The organism is Rhizobium sp. F40D2 (assembly GCF_051810745.2).
Taxonomy (GTDB): Bacteria; Pseudomonadota; Alphaproteobacteria; order Rhizobiales; family Rhizobiaceae; genus Rhizobium.
Map to the genome: position 1 here is coordinate 2,589,522 of NZ_CM131436.1, position 23,015 is coordinate 2,612,536.

A 23,015-nucleotide genomic window follows, 5' to 3' on the forward strand; every position below is an offset into this window, starting at 1 on the left:
GTCCCAGCGATTGCGCCGCGAGGCCAACACTATCAAGGGCGAGAAAGCCGATGTATCGCGCCATAAAGATTTTCCTCATCACGCTCTGCCTGACATTCTCGGGCCCGACATTTTCCGGCCTCGCATTTTCGGGCCTGGCTGCATCGAGCGAAGTTCGGGCCGAGGACGATATCCACGTGCTCATCGATGCGCTCGGCGTCGGCGACTTCCCGGAGCGCGAAGCGGCCATCAAGACGCTGGTCGCCTCCAAGAACCCGCATGTCAGCCAGATCCTGCAGCAGTTGAGCGACGGCCTTCTCTACGTCAATTCCGACGGCGGCCCGGTGCTCCTCCAGGGCGGCACCGATGACGAACCGACCTATTCCGATCCAATCACCGGCGAAGCAGCTGCCGATGTCGATCCCGACATGATGACCAAGGTCAAGATCAACAACGCGCTTCGCGGCGTGATCAGCGCCGCCACCAGCCAGCTGACGCTGATGAGCCCGGACCGCTCGGCGCGGCTCGCCGCGGCACAGGGCCTGCTGAAGGACGCCGATCCCGCCAATCTCGATCTGCTGAACGCGGCGCTTGCGGCTGAAAAGGACACCGAGATCAAGAATACGATGGAAGCGGCGCGCGCTGTGTTGCTGCTGAAGACCGATGCGAGCGTCGAAGACAAGAAGGCTGCGATCGATACGATCGCGGCTCGCGGCAATCGTGATGCGCTGACCATTCTCACGACCACACTCGAAACCGCGCCTGACGATCTGAAGCCGGCGATCCAGGCCGATATCAGCACCATCAATCGCAGCCTGGCGCTGTGGGATGTGGCCCAGAACGTCTGGTACGGCTTGTCGCTCGGCTCGGTGCTGCTGCTTGCCGCGATCGGTCTTGCCATCACCTTCGGCGTCATGGGCGTCATCAACATGGCGCATGGCGAAATGGTGATGATCGGCGCCTATACCACCTATGTCGTGCAGGAATACATTACTTCGACCTTTCCCGGCGTGGCGGACTATTCGCTTGCCTTTGCCGTGCCTGCCGCCTTCGTCTTCACCGGCTTCGTCGGCCTGGTGATCGAGCGCGCCGTCATTCGCTATCTCTACGGCCGCCCGCTCGAAACGCTGCTCGCCACCTGGGGCGTGTCGCTGATCCTGCAGCAGGCCGTGCGCAGCATCTTCGGCCCGACCAACCGTGAGGTCCGCAATCCAACCTGGATGTCCGGCGTCTTCGATCTCGGCGGGCTCTCGATCACCTGGAACCGACTGTGGATCATCGTCTTTTCGATGGTTGTCTTCGTGACGCTGCTCCTGCTGCTCAAGCGGTCGGCCTTCGGCCTGCAGATGCGCGCCGTCACGCAGAACCGCCGAATGGCCTCCTCGATGGGCATCCGCACCGGCTGGGTTGATGCCTTCACCTTTGCGCTCGGTTCGGGCATTGCCGGTATTGCCGGCGTGGCGCTCAGCCAGATCGACAATGTCTCGCCGAACCTCGGCCAGTCCTACATCATCGACAGCTTCATGGTCGTCGTCTTCGGCGGTGTCGGCAATCTCTGGGGCACGCTGGTCGGCGCTCTTTCGCTCGGCGTCGTCAACAAGTTCCTCGAGCCCTTCGCCGGCGCCGTGCTTGGCAAGATCCTGGTGCTCGTACTCATCATTCTCTTCATCCAGAAGCGGCCCCGCGGGCTCTTCGCACTCAAAGGAAGGGCGGTGGAAGCATGATAACGGCCTTCCTTCTCCGGTCACTTGATCGCAAGATCGTCATTGCCATCGCGCTGCTGCTTCTGGTCGCCGTTCTCGTGCCGGTCCTGAACCTGATGACCGGGCCGACCAATCCGCTGCATGTGCCGACCTACATCATGTCGCTGTTCGGCAAGTATCTGACCTATGCCTTGCTGGCGCTGGCGCTCGATCTCGTCTGGGGCTTCTGCGGCATTCTCTCGCTCGGCCACGGCGCCTTCTTTGCGCTCGGCGGTTATGCGATGGGCATGTATCTGATGCGCCAGATCGGCGCCCGCGGCAGCTACGGCGACCCAATCCTGCCTGATTTCATGGTGTTTCTGAACTGGAAGGATCTGCCCTGGTTCTGGTACGGCTTCAACCATTTCTGGTTTGCGGCGCTGATGGTCCTCGTCGTGCCCGGTCTGCTCGCCTTCGTCTTCGGCTGGTTCGCCTTCCGCTCACGCGTCAACGGCGTCTATCTCTCGATCATCACCCAGGCGATGACCTACGCGCTGCTGCTGGCGTTTTTCCGCAACGATATGGGCTTCGGCGGCAATAACGGCCTGACCGATTTCAAAGATATTATCGGCTTCAATGTCCAAGCTGACGGCACGCGTGCAGCCCTCTTTGCGACAACCGCGGTCTTGCTGGCGCTGTCGCTGCTGCTTGCCTCGGCAATCGTGCGCTCGAAGTTCGGCAAGGTGCTGGTCGGCGTGCGCGATGCCGAAAGCCGCACGCGCTTCCTCGGCTACCGCGTCGAACACTTCAAGCTCTTCACTTTCGTCGTCTCGGCGATGATGGCGGGCATTGCCGGCGCGCTCTATGTGCCACAGGTCGGCATCATCAATCCCGGCGAATTCGCCCCCGCCAATTCGATCGAAGTGGTCATCTGGACGGCGGTCGGCGGGCGGGCGACGCTGATCGGACCGATCATCGGCGCGATCCTCGTCAACGGCGGCAAGACGATCTTCACCGGACTCTTCCCGGAGTTCTGGCTGTTTGCGCTCGGTGGTCTTTTCGTCGCCGTCACGCTGTTTCTGCCGAAAGGTGTCGTCGGCACGATCGCCCAATATCTCGGCAGGCGGAAAGCCGTCTCCAAGGCTGCTCCACCGGTGGCGCAGGAAGACGTCATTGAACCGAAAATCCAGGCCGCGGAGTGAGCGCCATGATCCCCGACATCAAACCCACCAGCGTGCTTTACCTCAACGGCGTCTCGGTTTCCTTCGACGGCTTCAAGGCGCTGAATTCGCTGTCGATCGTCATCGAGCCCGGTGAACTGCGCGCCATCATCGGCCCGAACGGGGCGGGCAAGACGACGATGATGGATATCATCACTGGCAAGACGCGGCCCGATGAGGGCGAAGTGTTTTTCAACGGCACGATCGACCTCACCAAAAAGGACGAGGCGGATATCGCCGAGCTCGGCATCGGCCGCAAATTCCAGAAGCCGACGGTCTTCGAAAGCCACACGGTATGGAACAATCTGGAACTGGCGCTGAACCGCCGCCGCGGCGTGTTCTCGACGCTGTTCTATCGGCTTTCGGGCGAGGACAAAGCACGCATCGAAGAAATCCTCGAAACGGTGCGGCTGACGCATCGGCGTGACGAATTCGCCGCCAACCTCTCGCATGGGCAGAAGCAATGGCTGGAGATCGGCATGCTGTTGGCGCAGGAGCCGAAGCTGCTGCTCGTCGACGAACCGGTTGCCGGCATGACGGATGCCGAAACGGCGGAAACGGCAATCCTGCTCAAGGACATCGCCCGGACCCGGTCGGTGGTCGTCGTCGAGCACGACATGGGCTTCATCCGCGATCTTGGCGTCAAGGTGACGTGCCTTGCGGAAGGCTCGGTGCTGGCTGAGGGATCGATCGATTTCGTAAGCTCGGATCCGAAGGTGATCGAGAACTATCTGGGCCGGTGATCCATGCAACTTAAAGGCTTGAACCTGACAAAAGAAAACGCTCTAAAACGGGCGGGGTTTTTGTGGGGTTTCATCATGGCTTTTCTCGGTATTCTGGTCGCGGCGATCAGCGGCGCGGTCATCTGGTATTGGCGTTTTAAGATGGTGCGTGAGGCGGGAGGCGAGATCATCGATTCCGTCGAGCGGATGCGGGGCGCCTATAAGCGTGGAAAGTTGCGCAAGCAGGCGGAGGCAGCGCCGCTGGCCTCGATCGCCGATCCGGCGATTGCGGCAGTGGCCTTCTTCTTCTGCCTCGCCAAGGAAAAGCCGATGTATCTCGACGCTGCCAAGGATGTCGTCCGCAACCGCATGAAAGGCATCATTCGGCCGGGCGATATGGAGGAGGTGCTGGTTTTCGCCGATTGGGCGTCCAAGAACGTCACCAGTCCCGAAGACCCGATCCGCCGGTTCCGGGATCTCTGGATGAGGGCGCTCGACATGCAAGAGCGTCAGCAATTGATCGGCATTGCCGAGGACGTGGCCGTTGCCGGCGGCGAGAAAACGAAGGAACAGGAGTACGCCCTGCAGATGCTGAGGCGGACGCTGATGAACTGATGGGGAATGGGTGAACGGATGCTGACAGTCGAAAACGCGAATCTGCATTATGGCGCGGCGCAGGCACTGCGCGGCATCTCCATCAAGGCGGAGATGGGCAAGATCACCTGCGTGCTGGGGCGCAACGGTGTCGGCAAGAGTTCGCTTCTGCGCGCCGTGACCGGCCAGCATCCGCTGTCGGCCGGCACCGTCACCTTCAACGATACCAGGCTGAACGGCCTGCCGCCCTTTGCCCGCGCCAAGCAGGGCATCGGCTATGTGCCGCAGGGGCGAGAAATCTTCCCGCTGCTGACGGTCAAGGAAAATCTCGAAACCGGCTTTGCCCCGCTCGGCCGTCGGGACCGGAATATCCCCGATGACATCTTCAGTCTCTTCCCGGTGCTGAAGTCGATGCTGTCGCGCCGCGGCGGTGATCTTTCCGGCGGCCAGCAGCAGCAGCTGGCGATCGGGCGGGCGATGGTGACGCGGCCTCGGATTCTCGTGCTCGACGAGCCGACCGAGGGCATTCAGCCATCGATCATCAAGGATATCGGCCGGGCGATCCGTTATCTCCGCGATTCCACCGGCATGGCGATCCTGCTCGTCGAACAATATCTCGACTTCTGCCGGGAGCTCGCCGATTACGTCTACATCATGGATCGCGGCGAGATCGTCCACGAAGGCCTTGCCGAAACGCTGGATACGCCGGAGGCCCGCCGCCATCTGACCGTCTGATCGGCAAATGCTGCATTTTTCAGCAGGTGGCGGAGCGCCTTTCAAATCTACCGGCCCCGCTACGGGTATCCTTGGACGGCATGGGAATTGCTTGCTTTCCGTCACCCGCGCAATCGAACGAACCGGTTGCGCGACCGAAAGGGGCTTTATGATGATTGCGGCGGCAGGCACGCGACCGCAAAGAGCGGAAGGACGCGGGCATCTGGCGGCAAAGCTGCTCGACGGCCGCACGCGTCTGCGTGAGCTCTACCAGGAGGGCGCGGCGAAGATCCGCCTGCCGGATACGTTCGATGCCTCGATGGAAGCCGTCATCATCAACACAGCGGGTGGGCTGACCGGCGGCGACCGGATGGATTGGAGCGTTGAGGCCGGAGCGGGCACGCGCATCGACGTGACCACCCAGGCCTGCGAGAAGATCTATAAGGCCTCGGCCGGCACGGCCGAGGTGACGACCAGCATCAAGGTCGGAACCCAAGCCCGCGTCGACTGGCTGCCGCAGGAAACGATCCTCTTCGATCGTTCCGCACTTTCTCGCCGGCTGGATGTCGATCTCGACGAGAGCGCCGAATTTCTGGCCGTCGAGGCCATACTGCTTGGCCGCAAGGCGATGGGCGAGACGGTGACGACTGGGCTTTTCCGTGATCGCTGGCGCATCCGGCGCTCGGGTCGGTTGATCCATGCGGAAGAACTGAGGCTTTCGGAAGGGGTGGCGGCGCTGGCGGCGCGCCAGGCGGTGCTCAGCGGGCAGGTGGCTTTTGCGACGCTGCTTTATGCCGGGCCCCTTTCGGAAGCCTATCTCGGCAAGGTGCGGCCGCTGGTCGAGGGCGCGATGGGCGGTGCGAGCGCCTGGGACGGCAAGCTCGTCGTCCGCCTTGCGGCAGCCGACGGCTTTTCGCTCAGAAAAATCCTGATCCCGGTCATTTCCGCCTTGCGCAATGGTGCGCCCGTGCCGAAAGTCTGGAATCTATGAGTTCAATAAGCAGGTAGAAAATGAACCTCACTCCGAGAGAAAAAGACAAGCTGCTGATATCGATGGCGGCGATGGTGGCCCGGCGGCGGCTGGAGCGCGGCGTCAAGCTGAACTACCCGGAAGCGATCGCGCTGATCAGCGACTTCGTCGTCGAAGGCGCCCGTGACGGTCGCCCGGTCGCCGAGCTGATGGAGGCCGGCGCCCATGTGATCGGCCGCGATCAGGTGATGGAGGGGATTGCCGAGATGATCCATGACGTGCAGGTGGAGGCGACCTTTCCGGACGGAACCAAGCTCGTCACCGTGCACGAACCGATCCGGTAAGGAGACCGATATGCTCGAGCTCAGGCCCAACTGCGAATGCTGCGACAAGGATTTGCCGCCGGAAAGCGCGGAGGCACGGATCTGCACCTATGAATGCACCTTCTGTGCCGACTGCGTCGACGGAGTGCTGAAAGGTCTCTGCCCGAATTGCGGCGGCAATCTTGTTGCAAGGCCTATCCGGCCGGCGGCGATGCTTGCCAAAAATCCGGCAGCAACGAAACGCGTGCTGAAGGCCGAGGGCTGCGCGCCCAAGGCGGCTTAAGGAGATAAGATGATTCCGGGCGAGATCATTGCCGCAAGCGGCGACATCGAACTGAATGCCGGCGCGCTGACGGTGACGCTGGAGGTTTCCAACACCGGTGATCGGCCGGTGCAGGTCGGCAGCCACTATCATTTCGCCGAGACCAATGCCGGGCTTTCCTTCGACCGGGCGGCGGCGCATGGCAAGCGGCTCGATATTCCGGCGGGAACGGCGGTGCGCTTCGAGCCGGGACAGACGCGTTCGGTGACGCTGATCCCGCTTTCCGGCAAGCGCGAAGTTTATGGCTTCCGTCAGCTGGTGATGGGAAAGCTTTAACGGGAGGGACGCATGCGTTTGAACATCTGCCTCATCGGGGCGGCGATGTTGCTGGCGGCTGATAGCGCTTCCGGTCAGGATATCGATTGCCAGAACCCGAAGACGCAATCGGACATGACCTCTTGCGAGGCGGCGCGCCACGAGACCGCCGACAAGGCTCTGAATGTGCAATACAAGAAGACCCGCGCGGCTCTGGCGGCGGTCGACAAGGATCTCGACGGCGACAGGAAGGGCGCGGAGCAGGCGCTGGTCAAGGCGCAGCGCGCCTGGATCGATTATCGTGACGCCGAGTGCGATGCCTCCGGCTTTCAGGCACGCGGCGGCACGATGGAGCCGATGCTGGTCGCCGGCTGTCTCGCCAACATCACCGACAAACGCACGAAAGAGCTGAAAGAGCTCGAAGACACGATGAGCAACTAAGGTGATCAGGAAAATCGCAATCGTCGGCAATGGCGAAGTCGCGGAGGCGGAAGCAGGCGTGATCGATGCCGCTGATTTCGTCATCCGCTTCAACGATTGCCGTTCCTATGGGACCGGCGGCAGCAGGACGGATGCCGTTGCGGTCTGCAATACCGGCCGGCCGGCAAAGGCGATGCTCGGTTCGCCGCAATGGCGTGCCCATCCCGGCGTCGTTTCGGCCCGCGAAATCTGGAGCGTGCGCGACCCGGAAAAGTTCGCCGCGATTCGGGCGCCGCTTGCCGTCTCGCATCCTGATCTCGACGATTTCTGCGACGATTATACCGATGAATTCACTGCCTTCTGCGTGGCGACGTGCAAGAGACATGTCGTCATCGGCAAGTCGGTCCACGACGCCGTCGATTCCGCTCTATCGGCCTTTGCGCCGGCGCCCTATGTCGTGCCGAGCAGCGGCTTGATCGTCATTGCCGAGGTGCTGAACAAACATGCCGGGGCCGAGGTGATGCTGGCCGGCTTCGGCCACGTCGGCTGGGAGTGGCACCCGTTTGCGGCCGAACGGCAGCTCGTCGATCGTTATATTGCCGCCGGCCGCCTCACGCGGCTTGGCCGAAACACACTAGTCTTTTCCTCCCACGGAGCCTGACGGATGCCCTATAAGATCTCGCGCGCCGCCTATGCCGGCATGTTTGGACCGACGACCGGCGACAAGGTGCGCCTTGCCGATACGGAACTCTTCATCGAGATCGAGAAGGATTACACCACCTATGGCGAGGAGGTGAAGTTCGGTGGCGGCAAGGTGATCCGCGACGGCATGGGCCAGAGTCAGGTGACGCGGGCGGACGGCGCGGTCGATACCGTCATCACCAATGCGGTGATCGTCGATCACTCCGGCATCTACAAGGCCGATATCGGGCTGAAGGACGGGCGCATCGTCGCCATCGGCAAGGCCGGCAATCCCGATATGCAGCCCGGCGTCGATATCATCGTCGGCCCTGGCACGGAAGCGATCGCCGCCGAAGGCAAGATCATCACCGCTGGCGGCATGGACAGCCATATCCACTTCATTGCGCCGCAGCAGATCGAGGAAGCGCTGATGTCGGGCATGACCTGCATGCTCGGCGGCGGCACGGGGCCGGCGCACGGCACGCTCGCCACGACCTGCACGCCCGGTCCCTGGCATCTCGCCCGCATGATCGAAGCGGCCGACGCCTTCCCGATGAATCTCGCCTTTGCCGGCAAGGGCAATGCCTCGCTGCCGGGGGCACTGACCGAGATGGTGCTGGCCGGCGCCACCTCGCTGAAACTGCACGAGGACTGGGGCACGACGCCTGGCGCCATCGATTGCTGCCTGTCGGTCGCCGACGAATATGACGTACAGGTGATGATCCACACCGATACGCTGAACGAAAGCGGCTTCGTCGAAGACACGATTGGCGCCATCAAGGGCCGCACAATCCATGCCTTTCACACGGAAGGGGCAGGCGGCGGACATGCACCCGACATCATCAAGATCTGCGGCCAGCCGAACGTCATTCCGTCGTCCACCAATCCGACCCGGCCCTATACGGTCAATACCATTGCCGAGCATCTCGACATGCTGATGGTCTGCCATCACCTGTCGCCGTCGATCCCCGAGGATATCGCCTTTGCCGAAAGCCGCATCCGCAAGGAGACGATCGCCGCCGAAGATATATTGCACGACATCGGCGCCTTCTCGATCATCTCGTCCGATAGCCAGGCCATGGGTCGCGTCGGCGAGGTGGCGATCCGCACCTGGCAGACGGCCGACAAGATGAAGCGCCAGCGCGGCCGGCTGAAGCAGGAAAACGGCGACAACGACAATTTCCGCGTCCGCCGCTATATCGCCAAATATACGATCAATCCGGCGATCGCCCATGGCCTCAGCCATGAAATCGGCTCCGTCGAAGTCGGCAAGCGCGCTGACCTCGTGCTCTGGAACCCGGCCTTCTTCGGCGTGAAGCCCGACATGGTGCTGCTCGGTGGCTCGATCGCCGCAGCGCCGATGGGCGATCCGAACGCCTCGATCCCGACCCCGCAGCCGGTGCATTACCGGCCGATGTTCGCCTCTTACGGCCGGAGCCTCACCAATTCCTCCGTGACCTTCGTCAGTCAGGCCTCGCTCGATGCCGGTCTGAAGAGCCGGCTCGGCGTCGCCAAGCAGCTCGTGGCGGTGAAGAATACCCGCGGCGGCATCTCCAAGGCCTCGATGATCCACAACGACCTGACACCGGAGATCGAGGTCGATCCAGAGACGTACGAGGTCAGGGCAAACGGTGAATTGCTGACCTGCGAGCCGGCGACGGTGTTGCCGATGGCGCAGCGCTATTTCCTGTTTTAGGCATAGGTCCCCATGCGAGGGACAGCTCTGATGAAAACAGGCATCCGCTGGCTGTTGCGGGCCGTATTCCTGCTCGTGTTTCTGGCGGCCTGCGGAACCTTCATTCCCCGGCCGCTGATTGCCCCCGTCGAGGCGTCGTCTGCGGCGGCGACGCATCGGATTCTGCTGCTGTCCGGACCGATCCATACCGATATTGCCATTCCGCTCGACGAGGAGACGCGGGCTGCCTTTTCCTTTCTCGCCGAGACCGGTGTTCCGCTCGGCCATCCGGATGCGGAATGGCTCATCATCGGCTGGGGCGGCCGCGCCTTCTATCTGGAAACCCCGAGCTGGTCGGAGCTGAAGCCGCTGCCGGTGCTGCGGGCGCTGACGATCGACCGTTCGGTGTTGCATGTCGATCTTGCCGGTCACATTACCGAGCCGCAGCCCGCCGTTGCGGCGTTCGATATCGGCGACGATCAAATGGCGCGGCTGCGGAATTTCATCTCGGACAGCTTCATTCGCGACGCGGGCGTGGTGGCGCCAATCCCAAATGCGGGGTACGGCGAGATCGACCGGTTCTTCGAGGCCAAGGGATATTTCAACGCCCTCTTCGGCTGCAACACCTGGACGGCTGCCGCGCTCCGCTCGGCGGGGCTTCGGACCGGCTTATGGAACCCGCTTCCACAATCATTGCGATTGTCTCTCGGTGTCTACAATTGAGGCAGCCGCCGGCCGGTCCGCTCTTAATGTGAATTGTGAACGGAACTCTCCATTCGGTTGTAAAAATCGGTAGAGAAACCGGTGTTTTCCCCCGCTAGATCATTCTAGAACAGCCTCACCGCCCAGTCTGATAAAGCTGTTTTAATTCAATAGCCTAAGCGTCCCCCTGTGCTGTCCGATTCAGGGATTGGGCCGTTGCATCTCCTGCTAGAAAAAATCTGCCCAGCGAATCGTCCGAAACCGTTCGCATTTTAACGAGTCGATTAAGGCACCCGCAGTAATTGGGCTCTTATCAATGCCTTGAAACGCCGGGCAGGAAGGCCGATTCTCATGAGAAACTGGATGTCGCCGCAGGCCGATTTCGGCAATTTTCAACATCGCAGGAACGTCTATATCTTCGCGTTGAAGATGAGCTTTCTTGCAGTCATTCTCTCCGGCGTCGTCATATCGCTGACGATACCGCCGCTCGGCTTTTTCGGGCTGCTGCCGGTGACGCTCGCGCATGCGATCGGCTTCGGCGCCATTTTTTCCTGGCTCGTCGGCGGGACGGTTTCCGGCATGCTGTCGCTGGCTGCCGGTTTTGCCCTGCATGAATTGACGCTGTCGCGGGCGGAGTTCGAAAAGCTCAGCCGCACGGACATGCTTTCAGGCCTATTGAACCGGCGTGCCTTCACCGAGGCGCTCGAGAACACCGAGGGCAACGCGTCACTCGTCATATTCGACGTCGACCGCTTCAAGGCGATCAACGATCGCTTCGGCCATGCCTGTGGCGATGCCGTTATCACCGCGGTCTCGGCAATGCTCACATCCGCCTTCGATGACATGTCCGTCGTCGCACGGTTGGGCGGGGAGGAGTTTGGCGTCATCGTTTCCGGCGAGCCGCTGGAGGCGCGGATGGAACGCATCGAAGGTGTCCGGGCCCGGATCGCAAGCGGCGCCATAGCGGCCGAGGGGCACGATATCCGCATCACCGTTTCCGGCGGTGTCGCCGATTTCGTCGCCGGGCGCAACAAGCAGGCGGTCTATGCGTCGGCAGACCGGGCGCTCTACCTCGCCAAGGCGCTCGGGCGCAATCGGGTCGTACACGAGCGGGAGGGCCTGCACCATGCCTGGCACGGGCTTGCCGATAATGGCATCGAGACCAAGGGCAGGGGAGTAGTGAGCGACAACGTGATGCAGGCTTACGGAATATAAAAGCCCGAAGCGGGCACAAAGGCCATTGGTGCTTGCATCGGGAAAGGCTATTTTGCATGGTCGCCTCAGCAAAACGGACATATCATGCAGCGCGTTACCTCCTATCTTCCCGCCGGAACCCCGTCCTCCCATCCGACCGCCCAGGTCAAGCTGCCGCACGATCTGCGCCATCTGCGCCGCAAGCTGCTGCATCTGGAAAATGGCGAGATGGTCATGCTCGATCTAAAGGACCCGGTGCTTTTCGCCAATGGCGACCTGCTGGTGCGCGACGACGGCGAACTGATCGAGATTCTCGCGGCCGATGAGAAACTCTTCGAAATTCGCGGCCGCGACCGCACACATCTGGTCGAACTTGCCTGGCATCTCGGCAACCGCCATCTCGCGGCGCAGATCGAGGAAGACCGTATCGTCATCCTGCGCGACCACGTCATTCGCAGCATGCTGCAGGGGCTCGGCGCCACCGTCCTCGACATCGACGAACCGTTCCAGCCGGCGCGCGGCGCCTATCATTCCCATGGCGCGCATTCGCACGATCAGGGTCATGCGGCGCATGACCACGGGCATGAGCACAAACAGGATCACGGCCACGACCATGTGCATGGGCCGGGATGTGACCATGACCATGACCACTGACCATGACCATGACCATGACCATGGGCATCATCACGACCATAAACACGACTGAGGCTCGATGACGGGAGATCGTGAGCTGCAGGCATTGCTGCGCCTGACGGCATGGCTCTCGCCAGCCTTTCCGATCGGCAGCTTTGCCTATTCGGGCGGGCTGGAGCGGGCGGTTGCGGACGGGCTGGTCACCGATGCCGCCTCGCTGGCGGCCTGGATCCGCACGCTGATCGGCCATGGCTCAGTCTGGAACGATGCGGTGCTTTTGGCCGAGAGCCAGAGGTGGCAGGCAGAGCCCACACGCCTTGCCGAGATTGCCGCGCTTGCGGAGGCGCTTGCCGGCTCGCGCGAGCGCCATCAGGAAACAATGTTGCTCGGCGAGGCCTTCCTGGCGGCGGCAAGCGCCTGGCCGGATGGCGTGTTCGAAAGACTGCCTGACAGGGCGGCCTATCCCGTCGCGGTCGGGGCGGTCACCGGCGCGCACGGCATAGGGCCTGAGAAGGCGCTCGCCGTCTTCCTGCATGCCTATGCCTCGCAGGCGGTTTCCTCAGGCATCCGCCTCGGCGTCACCGGCCAGAGGGACGGTGTTGCCGTGCTTGCCGGCCTCGAAGAGTGCATCACCGAGGTTGCTCGGCGGGCAGCGGTCTCGTCGCTCGACGATCTCGGCTCGGCGACGGTGCAGGCCGATATTGCCAGCCTGCGGCATGAGACGCAGGCAACGAGGCTGTTCCGTTCGTGATGGCGTAAATTATGCGAGCATCTGCGTCATTTGACGGTGGCGTGCGCAGCGGTGACGGCTATCATCGGGTTCGATTGGAGTAAGGCATATGAAATCAAGAAACGGACCTCTGCGCGTCGGCATCGGCGGGCCGGTCGGCTCGGGCAAGACTGCGCTGACGGAAAAGCTCTGCAAGGCGATGCGCGACGACTATTCCGTCGCTGTCGTTACGAATGACATCTACACGACCGAGGATGCCGAGGCGCTGGTGCGCATGCAGGCATTGCCTTCGGACCGCATCGTCGGCGTCGAGACCGGCGGCTGCCCGCACACCGCCATTCGCGAGGACGCGACGATCAATCTTCAGGCGATCGCCGGCCTCAACCAGCGGATCCCGGATCTCGACGTCGTCTTCATCGAGTCCGGCGGCGACAATCTGGCGGCGACCTTCTCGCCCGATCTTGCCGATATCACCATCTATGTCATCTCCGTCTGCCAGGGCGAGGAAATCCCGCGCAAGGGCGGGCCCGGTATCACCCGGTCGGACCTTCTCGTCATCAACAAGAAGGATCTGGCGCCCTATGTCGGTGCCGATCTCGAGGTGATGGACCGGGATGCGACGCGCATGCGCGCAAGCCGCCCCTTCGTCTTCTCCGACATGAAACGCGGCGACGGCGTCAGCTCGATCGTCAGCTTCCTCAGGGAGCAGGGCGGGCTCTGACCATCAGACCTGCCGTTGCAGATAGCGGCGAGAACGGCAAAATGAAACGGGCCGGGAGATCGCTCCCGGCCCGTTCATGTTCTGCGTTTTGCTCATTCCGCTGCGAAAGGCGGCAGGCGCAGCACGTTGGTGTCTTTGCCGTTGGCGTTCTTGCGCTTGCTTTCCGGTTTTTCGATCGCGGTCAGCCGCTCCTCCAGCGAGTCGATATCGTCGCGGTTCTCGCGGGCGACGCGGGTGAGATCCTCGCGCGACAGCGGCAGTTCCTCCTCGTCCTTCCTGCCGACCAGGCGACCGAACATCCAGCCGAGCAGGCGGGACAGATCATCCATGATCAGGAAGAAGGACGGCACGACGACGAGCGAGAGCACCGTCGAGACGATGATGCCGCCGATCACCGCGATCGCCATCGGCGCGCGGAACGAGCCGCCTTCGCCGACGCCGAGCGCCGATGGCAACATGCCCGCCGACATGGCGATCGAGGTCATGATGATCGGCCGGGCGCGCTTGCGGCCGGCTTCGACCATGGCCTCGACGCGAGCCATACCCTGATGGCGCATCTCGATCGCGAAGTCGACGAGCAGGATGGCGTTCTTGGTGACGACACCCATCAGCATCAGGATGCCGATCATGACGGGCATCGACAGCGGATTGTTGGTGATGATCAGAGCTGCCGCGACACCGCCGATGGCGAGCGGCAGCGAGAACAGGATAGTGAAGGGCTGGATCACGTCCTTGAAGAGCAGGATCAGCACCGTCAGCACCAGCAGCAGGCCCATCAGCATAGCGTTGACGAAGCTCTGCTGCATCTCGCTCTGCACCTTGGTGTCACCGCTTTCGGCAAGGTGCACCGTGGCCGGAATGTTGGCTGATTTGACGATCTCGCGGAAGCGGGCCGAAGCCGTGTCGAGCGCCACGCCCTGCGGCAGGTCGGAGCCGATCGAGACGACGCGGTAACGGTTGTTGCGCTTGATCGAACTTACGCCTTCCGAGTAGTCGATATCGGCGACGCTTGCGAGTGGAACGGTGCCGCTGCTGGCGGTCTGGATCTTCAATGCGCGGATGGCTGAGAGATCCCGGCGCATGTCCACCGCCGCCTGGACCCGGATCGGGATCTGGCGATCGTCGAGCGAGATCTTGGCAAGTGCCGCATCGACATCGCCGATGGTGGCGACACGGATCGTCTCGGAGATCTGCTGCGGCGTGATGCCGAGGCGTGCGGCCTCGTCCTTGCGCGGATAGACCTGCAGTTCCGGACGGGGCAGGGCGCCGTCGGCGCTGACATTCGCCAACAGCGGATCGGCGCGGAGCTTGGATTCCAGAATGCCGACGGCGTCGTTCAGGTCCTTCTCGTTTTTGGAGAGGAAGTTGAAGGAGAGGTCGCGTTCGCCGCGGTCGTTGAGCTTCAGGATATGGACGTCGGGAATGTCGCGCAGCTTGGCGAAGACCTCCTTTTCGATCTCCCATTGCGGACGCTCACGGCCGTGGACTTCTACCTTCGGCAGCATCGGACCGATGAGAGGGATGCGGCCGAGCCCATCGTTGACCATCTTCTTGATCAGCGATTGGTCGAGCTTGTGAAGCGCGAGCGTGATGGTCGCACGGCGCAATTCGAGATCGCCCTTCGGCGATGCACCGCCGAGCACGAAGACACTCTCGACGCCGTTGATATCCTTGACCCTGTCGTAGATCGCATCCGTCGTCTTTTCGGTGTCGTCGAGCCTGGCATTGGGCGGCAGTTCAACGGAGAGTACGATGCGCGAAGCGTCTTCGGGCGGCAGGAAGCTGCCCGGAACCTGCATCAGCAGCATAATGGAGCCGGCCAGGAAGCCGAACGCGACAAGCAGCGTCGCGTAACGCGTGTACCAGCGCCCGGTTGTGCCACGTATGAGCCGTGTGTATCCACGCATCAGAAGGCTGTCATTGTCATGATGGTCGTCGACGCCATCTTCTGCACGCATCAGATAGGCGGCCATCATCGGGGTGATGAGGCGTGCGACCATCAGCGAGAAGAAGACGGAGAAGGCGACGGTCAGGCCGAACTGGATGAAGTACTGGCCGGGAATGCCCGGCATGAAGGAAACCGGCACGAAGACGGCGATGATGGTGAAGGTCGTGGCGATGACGGCAAGGCCGATTTCATCCGCCGCCTCGATCGCCGCCCGATAAGGCGTCTTGCCCATCTTGATATGGCGGGCGATGTTCTCGATTTCGACGATCGCATCGTCGACCAGGATACCGGTCGCGAGCGTCAAAGCGAGGAAGCTGACGAGGTTCAGCGAGAAGCCCATCATGTCCATGACCCAGAAGGTCGGGATCGCCGACAGCGGCAGGGCGATGGCCGAAATCAGCGTCGCACGCCAGTTTCTGAGGAACAGGAGGACGACGATGACGGCGAGCAGCGCGCCTTCGAGCAGCGTATGGATGGCGGCTTCGTAGTTGCCGTAGGTGAAATAAACCGAATCGTCGATCAGTTCGATCTTCACGTTCGGGTTTTCGGTGCGGACCTTGTCGAGGCTCTGTGCGACGGTTTCGGAGACGCTGACTTCGCTGGCGCCCTTCGAGCGGAAGACGCCGAAGGTGACAACAGGCGTATCGTTGAAGCGCGAGAAGGATTTCGGCTCTTCATAGGTGTCCTTGATGGCACCGAGATCGGACAGCTTGACGAAGCGGCCGTTCGGCAGCGCAATCGTCGTGTCGGCGAGCTCGGCGACGTTGCGGGCATCGCCGAGAACGCGGATCGCCTGTTCGCTGCCGGCCACCTGGCCGCGGCCGGAGCCGAGGTCGATGTTGGTGCCGCGCAGCTGCTGGTTCACGCTTGCGGCGGTGATGCCATAGGCATCGAGCTTGCCCGGAGTGAGTTCGATGCGCACTTCGCGCTCGGCGCCGCCGTAACGGTCGACGCGGCCGATGCCGGCCTGGCCCTGCAGCGCACGCTTGACGGTATCGTCGACGAACCAGGAGAGTTCTTCCAGTGACATGGCGGGCGAGGACACGGCGAAGGTCTGGATCGCTTGGCCCTCGACATCGACCTTGGTGACGATCGGTGCCTCGGCGGTCGCCGGCAGATCGCTGCGAATGCGGTCGATCGCATCCTTGACGTCCTGCACGGCCTGTTCCGTCGGCACTTCCATGCGGAACATGACGTTGGTCTGCGAGCTGCCGTCGGTCACCGTCGACTGAATTTCGTCGATGCCCGTGATGGAGGCGATCGCGTCTTCGATCTCCTTCGTCACCTGCATTTCGAGCTCGGCCGGTGAAGCGCCGCTCTGCGTGACGCTGATCGAAACGAGGGGAACGTCGATGTTCGGGAAGCGCGTGATCGGCAGCTTGTTGAAGGACTGCATGCCGATGAATATCAACAGGCAGAAGGCCAGGAGCGGCGCGATCGGGTTTCGAATGGACCAGGCTGAAAAATTCATCGGATGGTCTCTTTAGTTGGAAGCCGGGGGCTGTTCACGCACCGGCGTGATGTGGTCGCCGTCACGGACATAAGCGCCCGCCTTGGCCACGACCTCGTCGCCGCTCTTCAATCCATCGACGATCTCGACATAGGCACCGTCCTGGATGCCAGTCTCGACCTTGGCGAATTTCACCACGCCATCTTCGACCTTGCGGGCCGACGAGCCTTCGTTGCCGGTGAGCACTGCGGTCAGCGGAAGCGATACGCCTTCCGTCTCGCGAACGATGATCTCGGCGCTGCCATACATGCCGGAGCGCGCCTTGCTGTCGTCGTCGATGGAAATATGGACGAGGCCCAGGCGGGTGGTGGGATCGACGGTCGGGGACACCAGGCGCACTGCCCCGGAAAGCTTGTCGCGGCTGCCGGAAAGGGAGATGGTCGCCTTTTGGCCGGCCATCACTCTAACGATATCGCTTTCGGCGACCTCGGCGACAAGCTCGACATCGCCGTCACGGATGATGGTGAACAGCGGATCGCCGTTGCCGGCGGCAATGGCGCCGACCTTGGCGTTCTTGGCCGAGATCGTGCCGGCGACCGGGGTCTTCACATCGGTACGCGCCAGCTTCAGATCCGCATCGGCGATCTGGCTGTCGAAGACCTTGAGATCGGCTTCGGCGACCTCGATCGCCTGTTCGGCGGAAACGACGCGGGCGTTAGCGGCTGCGGCGGTCGCATCGGCCTGTTCGACCTGGGCGGTGGAAACCGTGCCCTTCTTGCCCATTTCCTGAGAGCGGGCCTGCTGCTGCCTAGCCTGTTCGGCATTGGCCTGCGCCTCGATGAGCTGGGCGCGCAGCTGGGCGAGGCTTGCCTCGCCCTTGGCTTTCGTCGCCATCATCTGGCTTTTCTCCAGCACCAGCGCGTCATCGTTGAGCGTCGCCAGGGTGCTCTCCGCCTGAACCTTGTCGCCGACATCGGCTTTCAGCGTGCGGATCGACAGGCCTTCAACCTGCGGCTGGATATAGACTTCCTCGACGGGCTTGATCGTTCCCGTTCCGATGACACGGTCGACGAGCGTCCGATTGACAGCCTTGGTGACGACGATCGCCGGCAGATTCTGTTGCGGTTTTTCAACCGGCTTTTCCTGCGAAAATGCGGTGGATGCGGCGAGAGCCGCTGCAAAAAGGGTAGCGGCGCCTAAAATTTCAATCGGCTTGCGTGCCATGCGTCTTCGTCCAATCTTGTAACAAGCTTAGCCGAACTCGCGCGTCTGCCACTCAGTTCGCGACCAGGCCACTGCCTTTCCTGCATTCTCAGGGGTATCCACACATCATTGCCGTCTTCGTCCCTCGCCGGCAAATCGGCTTCTAATTGGTATCGATTTGCTCGATATGCAAGCCCGGCAGAAAACAATTCCCTATGAGCCGATACTAATTACCATCGGAACTTGAATCAATCACCGGAGGGTTATGTGAACATGACGATGATTGATCTTGGTTCTTCCCTATGACGTTTGACGCCGGATCAATGCGACAGTTGCAAGGCGTTTTTTTTCCTCTAGTCAAGAAAAAGACGAAACGCGCGGAGATCTCCCGCGCGTTCCGCTTCGCATTGCATGCCGCGATTATTTGGACGCGGCGTCGGTAATGTCGTGCGTCCAGGCGCCCGAGGGCTCCTTGCTGATGATCTTCTGGTCGAGCAGCGCCTTGGCCGTGCGGGCATAGAGCGCTTCATCCAGTTTGCCGGAGCCGTCTCCGACGAGCTTCGCGACTTCGCCCATCATCCGCTTCTGGTGATTGTCGTCCTGACCGCCATTGTCCATCACGATCTCGGCGGCTTCGTCGGGGTTTTCGGTCGCATATTTCCAACCCTTCATTGAGGCGCGGACGAACTTGACCATCTTCTCCTTGAAGGCTGGGTCCTTCAGCTTGTCTTCCATCGCATAGAGGCCGTCTTCCAAGAGGTCATTGCCCATCTCGGTATAGTTGAAGACCGTCAGTTCCTCCGGCTTGAAGCCGGCATCGATCGCCTGCCAGTATTCATTGTAGGTCATCACAGAGATGCAGTCGGCCTGCTTCTGGACGAGTGGCTGCACGTCGAAGCTCTGCTTCAGCACGGTGACGCCGTTCGCGCCGCCTTCCGTCGACAGACCCAGCTTGTTCATCCAGGCGAAGAAAGGATATTCGTTGCCGAAGAACCAGACGCCGAGCGTGTGGCCCTTGAAGTCGGCTTCGGTCTTGACCGGGCCATCCTTGCGGCAAATCATTTCCAGGCCCGATTTCTGGTAGGGCTGGGCGATGTTGACGAGCGGAACACCCTTTTCGCGGGCAACCAGGGCGCCGCCCATCCAATCGACGATGACATCGGCGCCGCCGCCGGCGATCACCTGCTCGGGGGCGATATCGGGGCCGCCCGGCTTAATATCGACGTCGAGGCCTTCTTCTTTATAGAAGCCCTTGTCTTTGGCGACGTAATAACCGCCGAACTGGCTCTGCGTGACCCATTTCAGCTGCAGCACCACCTTGTCGGCGGCCATCGCCTGAGCAGCGGCAAGCGTCATCGCGCTCGCCATCATTGCAACCATCAACTTTTTCATTTTCTTATCCTTACCCTCTGAAGTTATGCCCGAACCCCATTTGCGAAGCCCGTGCGCGCCTAGCCACCACGGATAGACGGATGCCAGAACGTCACCGCCCGTTCGGTCAGGGCGATGATGCCATAAAAGATCGAGCCGGCCAGTGCCGCGATGGCGATTTCCGCCCAAACCATGTCGACATTCATGCGGCCGATCTCGGTGGAGATGCGGAAGCCCATGCCGACGATCGGCGTCCCGAAGAATTCGGCAACGATGGCACCAATCAGCGCCAGCGTCGAGTTGATCTTCAGTGCGTTGAAAATGAAGGGCATGGCGGCCGGAAGCTTCAGCTTGAGCAGTGTCTGCCAGTCGCTCGAGGCGTAGGTGCGCATCAGGTCGCGCTCCATGCTGCCGGAGGCGGCAAGGCCGGCGACGGTATTCACCAGCATCGGGAAGAAGGTCATGATGATGACGACGGCGGCTTTCGACGGCCAATCGAAGCCGAACCACATGACCATCACGGGTGCGACGCCGATGATCGGCAGGGCCGACACCATATTGCCGATCGGCAGGAGGCCGCGGCGTAGGAAGGTGATGCGGTCGGCCAGCACCGCGACGGCAAAGCCGCTGAGGCAGCCGACGATATAACCGATCAGCACCGCCTTGAAGATCGTCTGCCTGACGTCGGCACCGAGGATGGGCAAGGAGGCCATGATACGGGCGCCGATGGCGCTCGGCGGCGGCAGGATGATGAAGGGAATGCCGGCGCCGCGCGTCGCGGCTTCCCAGAGGATGAGAATCCAGGCGCCGAAGATCGCGGGGATCAGCAGTTGGAGCGCCGATTTGCCGAAAGCAGTGACGGGCTGCAGTTTCGACAGCTCGGTGACGCATCGCCAGGCAAGCAGCCAGCAGGAAAAGAGCAGCAGGAAATAAGCCCGCGTTGCCATGCCCTCATTGCCGGAGAGAGCGGAAAGCAGCATCCAGGCGGCGCCATGCGCGCCGATGAACAGCACGGTGGCCCGGTAGGCCGGCGGCTGCGGCGCAAAGGAGAGCAGGGCGGCCGCCATGACGATGGTGAAGACGAGGCTTGCCGTGCCGTCGGTGAAGGGCTGCGCCGCACCTTCGGCCAGAAGCGGCAGGGTGACAAGCGCTGCCATGCAGAAGAGAAGGGCGGTCACGCCCTGCCAGGAGAAGGTCAGATGTCTCATGCCGGCCTCCCGCCCATGGCACGGTCGACGATCTTCGCCGCAAGGCCGACGATCGCAACCAGGATGCCCGCCAGCAGCGACCCGGCGACGAGAGCCGCCCAGATATCGATGGTCTGGCTGTAATAGGAGCCGGCCAGCAGCTTCGAGCCGATACCGGCAACCGCACCTGTCGGCAGCTCGCCGACGATGGCGCCGACGAGGCTGGCGGCGATGGCGACCTTCATCGAGGTGAAGAGGAAGGGGATCGAGGCCGGGACCCGCAACTTCCAGAAGGTCTGCATGGGGCTCGCATAATAGGTGCGCATCAGGTCAAGATGCATGATCTCAGGCGACCGCAAGCCCTTCACCATGCCGACGGCGACGGGAAAGAAGGAGAGGTAGGTGGAGATCAGCGCCTTGGAGACGAGGCGGGAAGCGTCGGAATCGAGGTTCAACAGATGAGCAAGTGCATTGTCGCCGGTCAGCACATTGTAGGAGATGATGACGATCATCGGCGCGATGGCGAGGATCGGGATGGTCTGGCTCGCCACCAGCCAGGGCATCAGCGAGCGGTCCATGGCGCGGTTATGTACGATCAGCACCGCAAGAAGAATGCCGAGCAGCATGCCGAAGCCGAAGCCGAGCAGGGTGGAGGAGAGCGTCACCCAGCTGTGATAAATGAGGCTGCGATTGCTCGAAAGGCTGCGCAGAAATGTGTTCTCGTAGACATTTTGCGCCACCTGATGCGGCGCCGGCAAGATCGGCTTCGGCTGCGCCAGCGTCTTGCCGATGAATTCGATTGTCGTCGGTGTGACGCCGGCGCGGCTGTCCATGTCACGCTGGAACGGCGCGTTCATGAGAACGGCGGCGACATACCAGATGGCGATGAGAGCGAGCAGGATGGTGGTGACGGGGACGATCTTGTTTTTGAAGGTGTCGGGTTTCACAGCGACCGCCCCCATTTGTATGCTTCCAAACTCAACCGCCTAAACCTCATGACTATGCCCCGTCCTCAGCCCTTCGCGGACACGATGGGCGATCTCCAGAAACTCGGGGGTGTCGCGGATGTCGAGTGGGCGTTCGGCGGGCAGGGGCGAGTCGATTACGTCGGTCACGCGGCCCGGGCGCGGCGACATCACCACGATCTTGGTCGAGAGGTAGACTGCCTCGGGGATGGAATGGGTGACGAAACAGATGGTCTTGTTGGTGCGCGCCCAGAGTTTCAGCAGTTCTTCGTTCAGATGGTCGCGGACGATCTCGTCCAACGCGCCGAAGGGCTCGTCCATCAGCAGCAGGTCGGCATCGAAGGCCAGCGCGCGGGCGATCGAGGCGCGTTGCTGCATGCCGCCGGAGAGCTGCCAGGGAAACTTCTTCTCGAAGCCGGTGAGGCTGACGAGATCGAGCGCCTCGGCGATGCGTCTCGTCCGGTCGGCGCTGGAATAGCCCATGATCTCCAACGGCAGGGCGATATTGTTTTCGATGGTGCGCCAGGGATAGAGCGCCGGTGCCTGGAAGACGTAGCCGTAGGCGCGGGCCTTGCGGGCTTCTTCCGGCGTCATGCCGTTGATCGAAATCTCGCCCGAAGTGCTCTTTTCGAGATCGGCGATGACACGCAGGAAGGTGGTCTTGCCGCAGCCGGACGGGCCAATGAAAGAGACGAAATCGCCCTTGCGGACATCGAGATTGACATCGCTGAGAGCCCGCACCGGGCCGTCATTCGCCTGGTAGGTGAGACAGAGATCCTTGGCGGATACGACGGAGGGTGCTTGCATCAATGCGACCGTTCTTGTTTTCGCCGCGGGGAGGCGGTTTGCATGTTACCATCGCCGCAGGCCCTGCCGGCGGCACATTTCATGGAGGAAGAGAATGGACGCGACATCAAAACCCACCTGCCACATCGTTCGGCCCAACCATGCCTATGACGGCAAGCAGGGGCTCAGCTATTTCCAAGGGATCGCGGCCGAGACGGTGGGCGCCAAGGGCATCTGCATGCACCTGCTGACGATCCCGCCCGGCGTGCGCGCCAAGGCGCATCTGCACGAGGCGCATGAGACGGCGATCTACATGCTCTCCGGCGAGGCTCATACCTGGTACGGAGATCGGCTCGAGCAGCACGTCATCGTCCATGCCGGCGAACTCTTCTACATCCCGGCCGGCGTGCCGCATATGCCGGCAAACCTCAGCAGCACGCCGTGCACGGCAATCATCGCCCGCACCGATCCCAACGAGCAGGAAAGTGTGGTGCTGCTGCCGGAGTTGGATGCGCTGGTGCCGGCATGAGGTCATCGACATGAAGGCGCCGTTCTCCGGTTGATGGCG

Annotated in this window: 23 protein-coding genes and 1 pseudogene; 18 read left to right on the top strand and 6 right to left on the bottom strand. The window is 62.0% G+C overall.

Going from position 1 to position 23,015, the window contains the following annotated elements; genetic code table 11:
* Positions 1–50: 50 nt before the first annotated feature.
* The 17 genes and pseudogenes from urtB to ureG all read left to right on the top strand — a co-directional run bounded on the left by urtB (position 51) and on the right by ureG (position 13,537).
* Complete coding sequence (gene urtB / locus ACS4RS_RS12340) at positions 51–1,703, top strand: urea ABC transporter permease subunit UrtB (RefSeq protein ID WP_439010738.1); 1,653 nt, start codon at positions 51–53, stop codon at positions 1,701–1,703.
* On the top strand, positions 1,700–2,863 hold the full coding sequence (gene urtC, locus ACS4RS_RS12345; protein ID WP_439010737.1) for an urea ABC transporter permease subunit UrtC: 1,164 nt from the start codon (positions 1,700–1,702) through the stop codon (positions 2,861–2,863). The genes urtB and urtC overlap by 4 nt, the downstream gene beginning before the upstream one ends.
* 5 nt (positions 2,864–2,868) lie before the next feature.
* A complete protein-coding gene (gene urtD / locus ACS4RS_RS12350) occupies positions 2,869–3,624 on the top strand; it encodes an urea ABC transporter ATP-binding protein UrtD (protein ID WP_439010736.1) in 756 nt (251 codons plus the stop codon).
* Positions 3,625–3,699: 75 nt separating this feature from the next.
* On the top strand, positions 3,700–4,218 hold the full coding sequence (locus ACS4RS_RS12355; protein ID WP_439010735.1) for a hypothetical protein: 519 nt from the start codon (positions 3,700–3,702) through the stop codon (positions 4,216–4,218).
* 18 nt (positions 4,219–4,236) lie between these two features.
* Positions 4,237–4,932: an urea ABC transporter ATP-binding subunit UrtE gene (urtE, locus tag ACS4RS_RS12360; protein ID WP_003581844.1), complete on the top strand. Its 696-nt coding sequence runs from the start codon at positions 4,237–4,239 to the stop codon at positions 4,930–4,932.
* Positions 4,933–5,080: 148 nt separating this feature from the next.
* A complete protein-coding gene (locus ACS4RS_RS12365; protein WP_439010734.1) occupies positions 5,081–5,902 on the top strand; it encodes an urease accessory protein UreD in 822 nt (273 codons plus the stop codon).
* A 20-nt stretch (positions 5,903–5,922) separates the two neighbouring features.
* A complete protein-coding gene (locus ACS4RS_RS12370) occupies positions 5,923–6,225 on the top strand; it encodes an urease subunit gamma (protein WP_003561955.1) in 303 nt (100 codons plus the stop codon).
* A 10-nt stretch (positions 6,226–6,235) separates the two neighbouring features.
* Positions 6,236–6,487 (top strand): DUF1272 domain-containing protein, encoded by a 252-nt coding sequence (locus tag ACS4RS_RS12375; RefSeq protein ID WP_439010733.1) that lies wholly within the window; start codon positions 6,236–6,238, stop codon positions 6,485–6,487.
* 9 nt (positions 6,488–6,496) lie between these two features.
* Positions 6,497–6,802 (top strand): urease subunit beta, encoded by a 306-nt coding sequence (locus ACS4RS_RS12380; RefSeq protein ID WP_439010732.1) that lies wholly within the window; start codon positions 6,497–6,499, stop codon positions 6,800–6,802.
* A 12-nt stretch (positions 6,803–6,814) separates the two neighbouring features.
* Complete coding sequence (locus tag ACS4RS_RS12385) at positions 6,815–7,222, top strand: lysozyme inhibitor LprI family protein (RefSeq protein WP_439010731.1); 408 nt, start codon at positions 6,815–6,817, stop codon at positions 7,220–7,222.
* A 1-nt stretch (position 7,223) separates the two neighbouring features.
* Complete coding sequence (locus ACS4RS_RS12390; RefSeq protein WP_439010730.1) at positions 7,224–7,862, top strand: Urease operon accessory protein; 639 nt, start codon at positions 7,224–7,226, stop codon at positions 7,860–7,862.
* Positions 7,863–7,865: 3 nt separating this feature from the next.
* Complete coding sequence (ureC, locus tag ACS4RS_RS12395) at positions 7,866–9,578, top strand: urease subunit alpha (RefSeq protein WP_439010729.1); 1,713 nt, start codon at positions 7,866–7,868, stop codon at positions 9,576–9,578.
* Between the two features lie 30 nt (positions 9,579–9,608).
* A complete protein-coding gene (locus ACS4RS_RS12400; protein ID WP_439010728.1) occupies positions 9,609–10,280 on the top strand; it encodes a TIGR02117 family protein in 672 nt (223 codons plus the stop codon).
* A 330-nt stretch (positions 10,281–10,610) separates the two neighbouring features.
* Complete coding sequence (locus tag ACS4RS_RS12405) at positions 10,611–11,474, top strand: diguanylate cyclase (RefSeq protein ID WP_439010727.1); 864 nt, start codon at positions 10,611–10,613, stop codon at positions 11,472–11,474.
* A gap of 84 nt (positions 11,475–11,558) precedes the next feature.
* Positions 11,559–12,159, top strand: a pseudogene (locus ACS4RS_RS12410) (urease accessory protein UreE).
* Positions 12,160–12,165: 6 nt separating this feature from the next.
* Positions 12,166–12,837, top strand: coding sequence for an urease accessory UreF family protein (locus tag ACS4RS_RS12415; protein ID WP_439010725.1), 672 nt, complete (start codon positions 12,166–12,168; stop codon positions 12,835–12,837).
* A gap of 88 nt (positions 12,838–12,925) precedes the next feature.
* Entirely contained in the window at positions 12,926–13,537 is a 612-nt protein-coding gene (gene ureG, locus ACS4RS_RS12420; RefSeq protein ID WP_003590582.1) for an urease accessory protein UreG, read from the top strand.
* 92 nt (positions 13,538–13,629) lie between these two features.
* On the opposite strand, the gene ACS4RS_RS12425 is transcribed toward ureG, so the two are convergent.
* The 6 genes from ACS4RS_RS12425 to ACS4RS_RS12450 form a co-directional block, all read right to left on the bottom strand.
* Positions 13,630–16,956, bottom strand: coding sequence for an efflux RND transporter permease subunit (locus ACS4RS_RS12425; RefSeq protein ID WP_439010724.1), 3,327 nt, complete (start codon positions 16,954–16,956; stop codon positions 13,630–13,632).
* 12 nt (positions 16,957–16,968) lie between these two features.
* A complete protein-coding gene (locus ACS4RS_RS12430) occupies positions 16,969–18,159 on the bottom strand; it encodes an efflux RND transporter periplasmic adaptor subunit (RefSeq protein WP_439010723.1) in 1,191 nt (396 codons plus the stop codon).
* Positions 18,160–18,558: 399 nt separating this feature from the next.
* A complete protein-coding gene (locus ACS4RS_RS12435) occupies positions 18,559–19,530 on the bottom strand; it encodes an ABC transporter substrate-binding protein (protein ID WP_439010722.1) in 972 nt (323 codons plus the stop codon).
* Positions 19,531–19,589: 59 nt separating this feature from the next.
* Entirely contained in the window at positions 19,590–20,717 is a 1,128-nt protein-coding gene (locus ACS4RS_RS12440) for an ABC transporter permease (RefSeq protein ID WP_310806301.1), read from the bottom strand.
* Positions 20,714–21,643 (bottom strand): ABC transporter permease subunit, encoded by a 930-nt coding sequence (locus ACS4RS_RS12445; RefSeq protein ID WP_439011842.1) that lies wholly within the window; start codon positions 21,641–21,643, stop codon positions 20,714–20,716. The genes ACS4RS_RS12440 and ACS4RS_RS12445 overlap by 4 nt, the downstream gene beginning before the upstream one ends.
* A 39-nt stretch (positions 21,644–21,682) precedes the next feature.
* Positions 21,683–22,468, bottom strand: a complete 786-nt coding sequence (locus tag ACS4RS_RS12450; RefSeq protein WP_012558716.1) for an ABC transporter ATP-binding protein — start codon at positions 22,466–22,468, stop codon at positions 21,683–21,685.
* 94 nt (positions 22,469–22,562) lie between these two features.
* Here ACS4RS_RS12450 and ACS4RS_RS12455 point away from each other — a divergent pair, with 94 nt between their 5' ends.
* Positions 22,563–22,976, top strand: coding sequence for a cupin domain-containing protein (locus tag ACS4RS_RS12455; protein ID WP_012558715.1), 414 nt, complete (start codon positions 22,563–22,565; stop codon positions 22,974–22,976).
* The last annotated feature ends 39 nt before the right edge of the window (positions 22,977–23,015 follow it).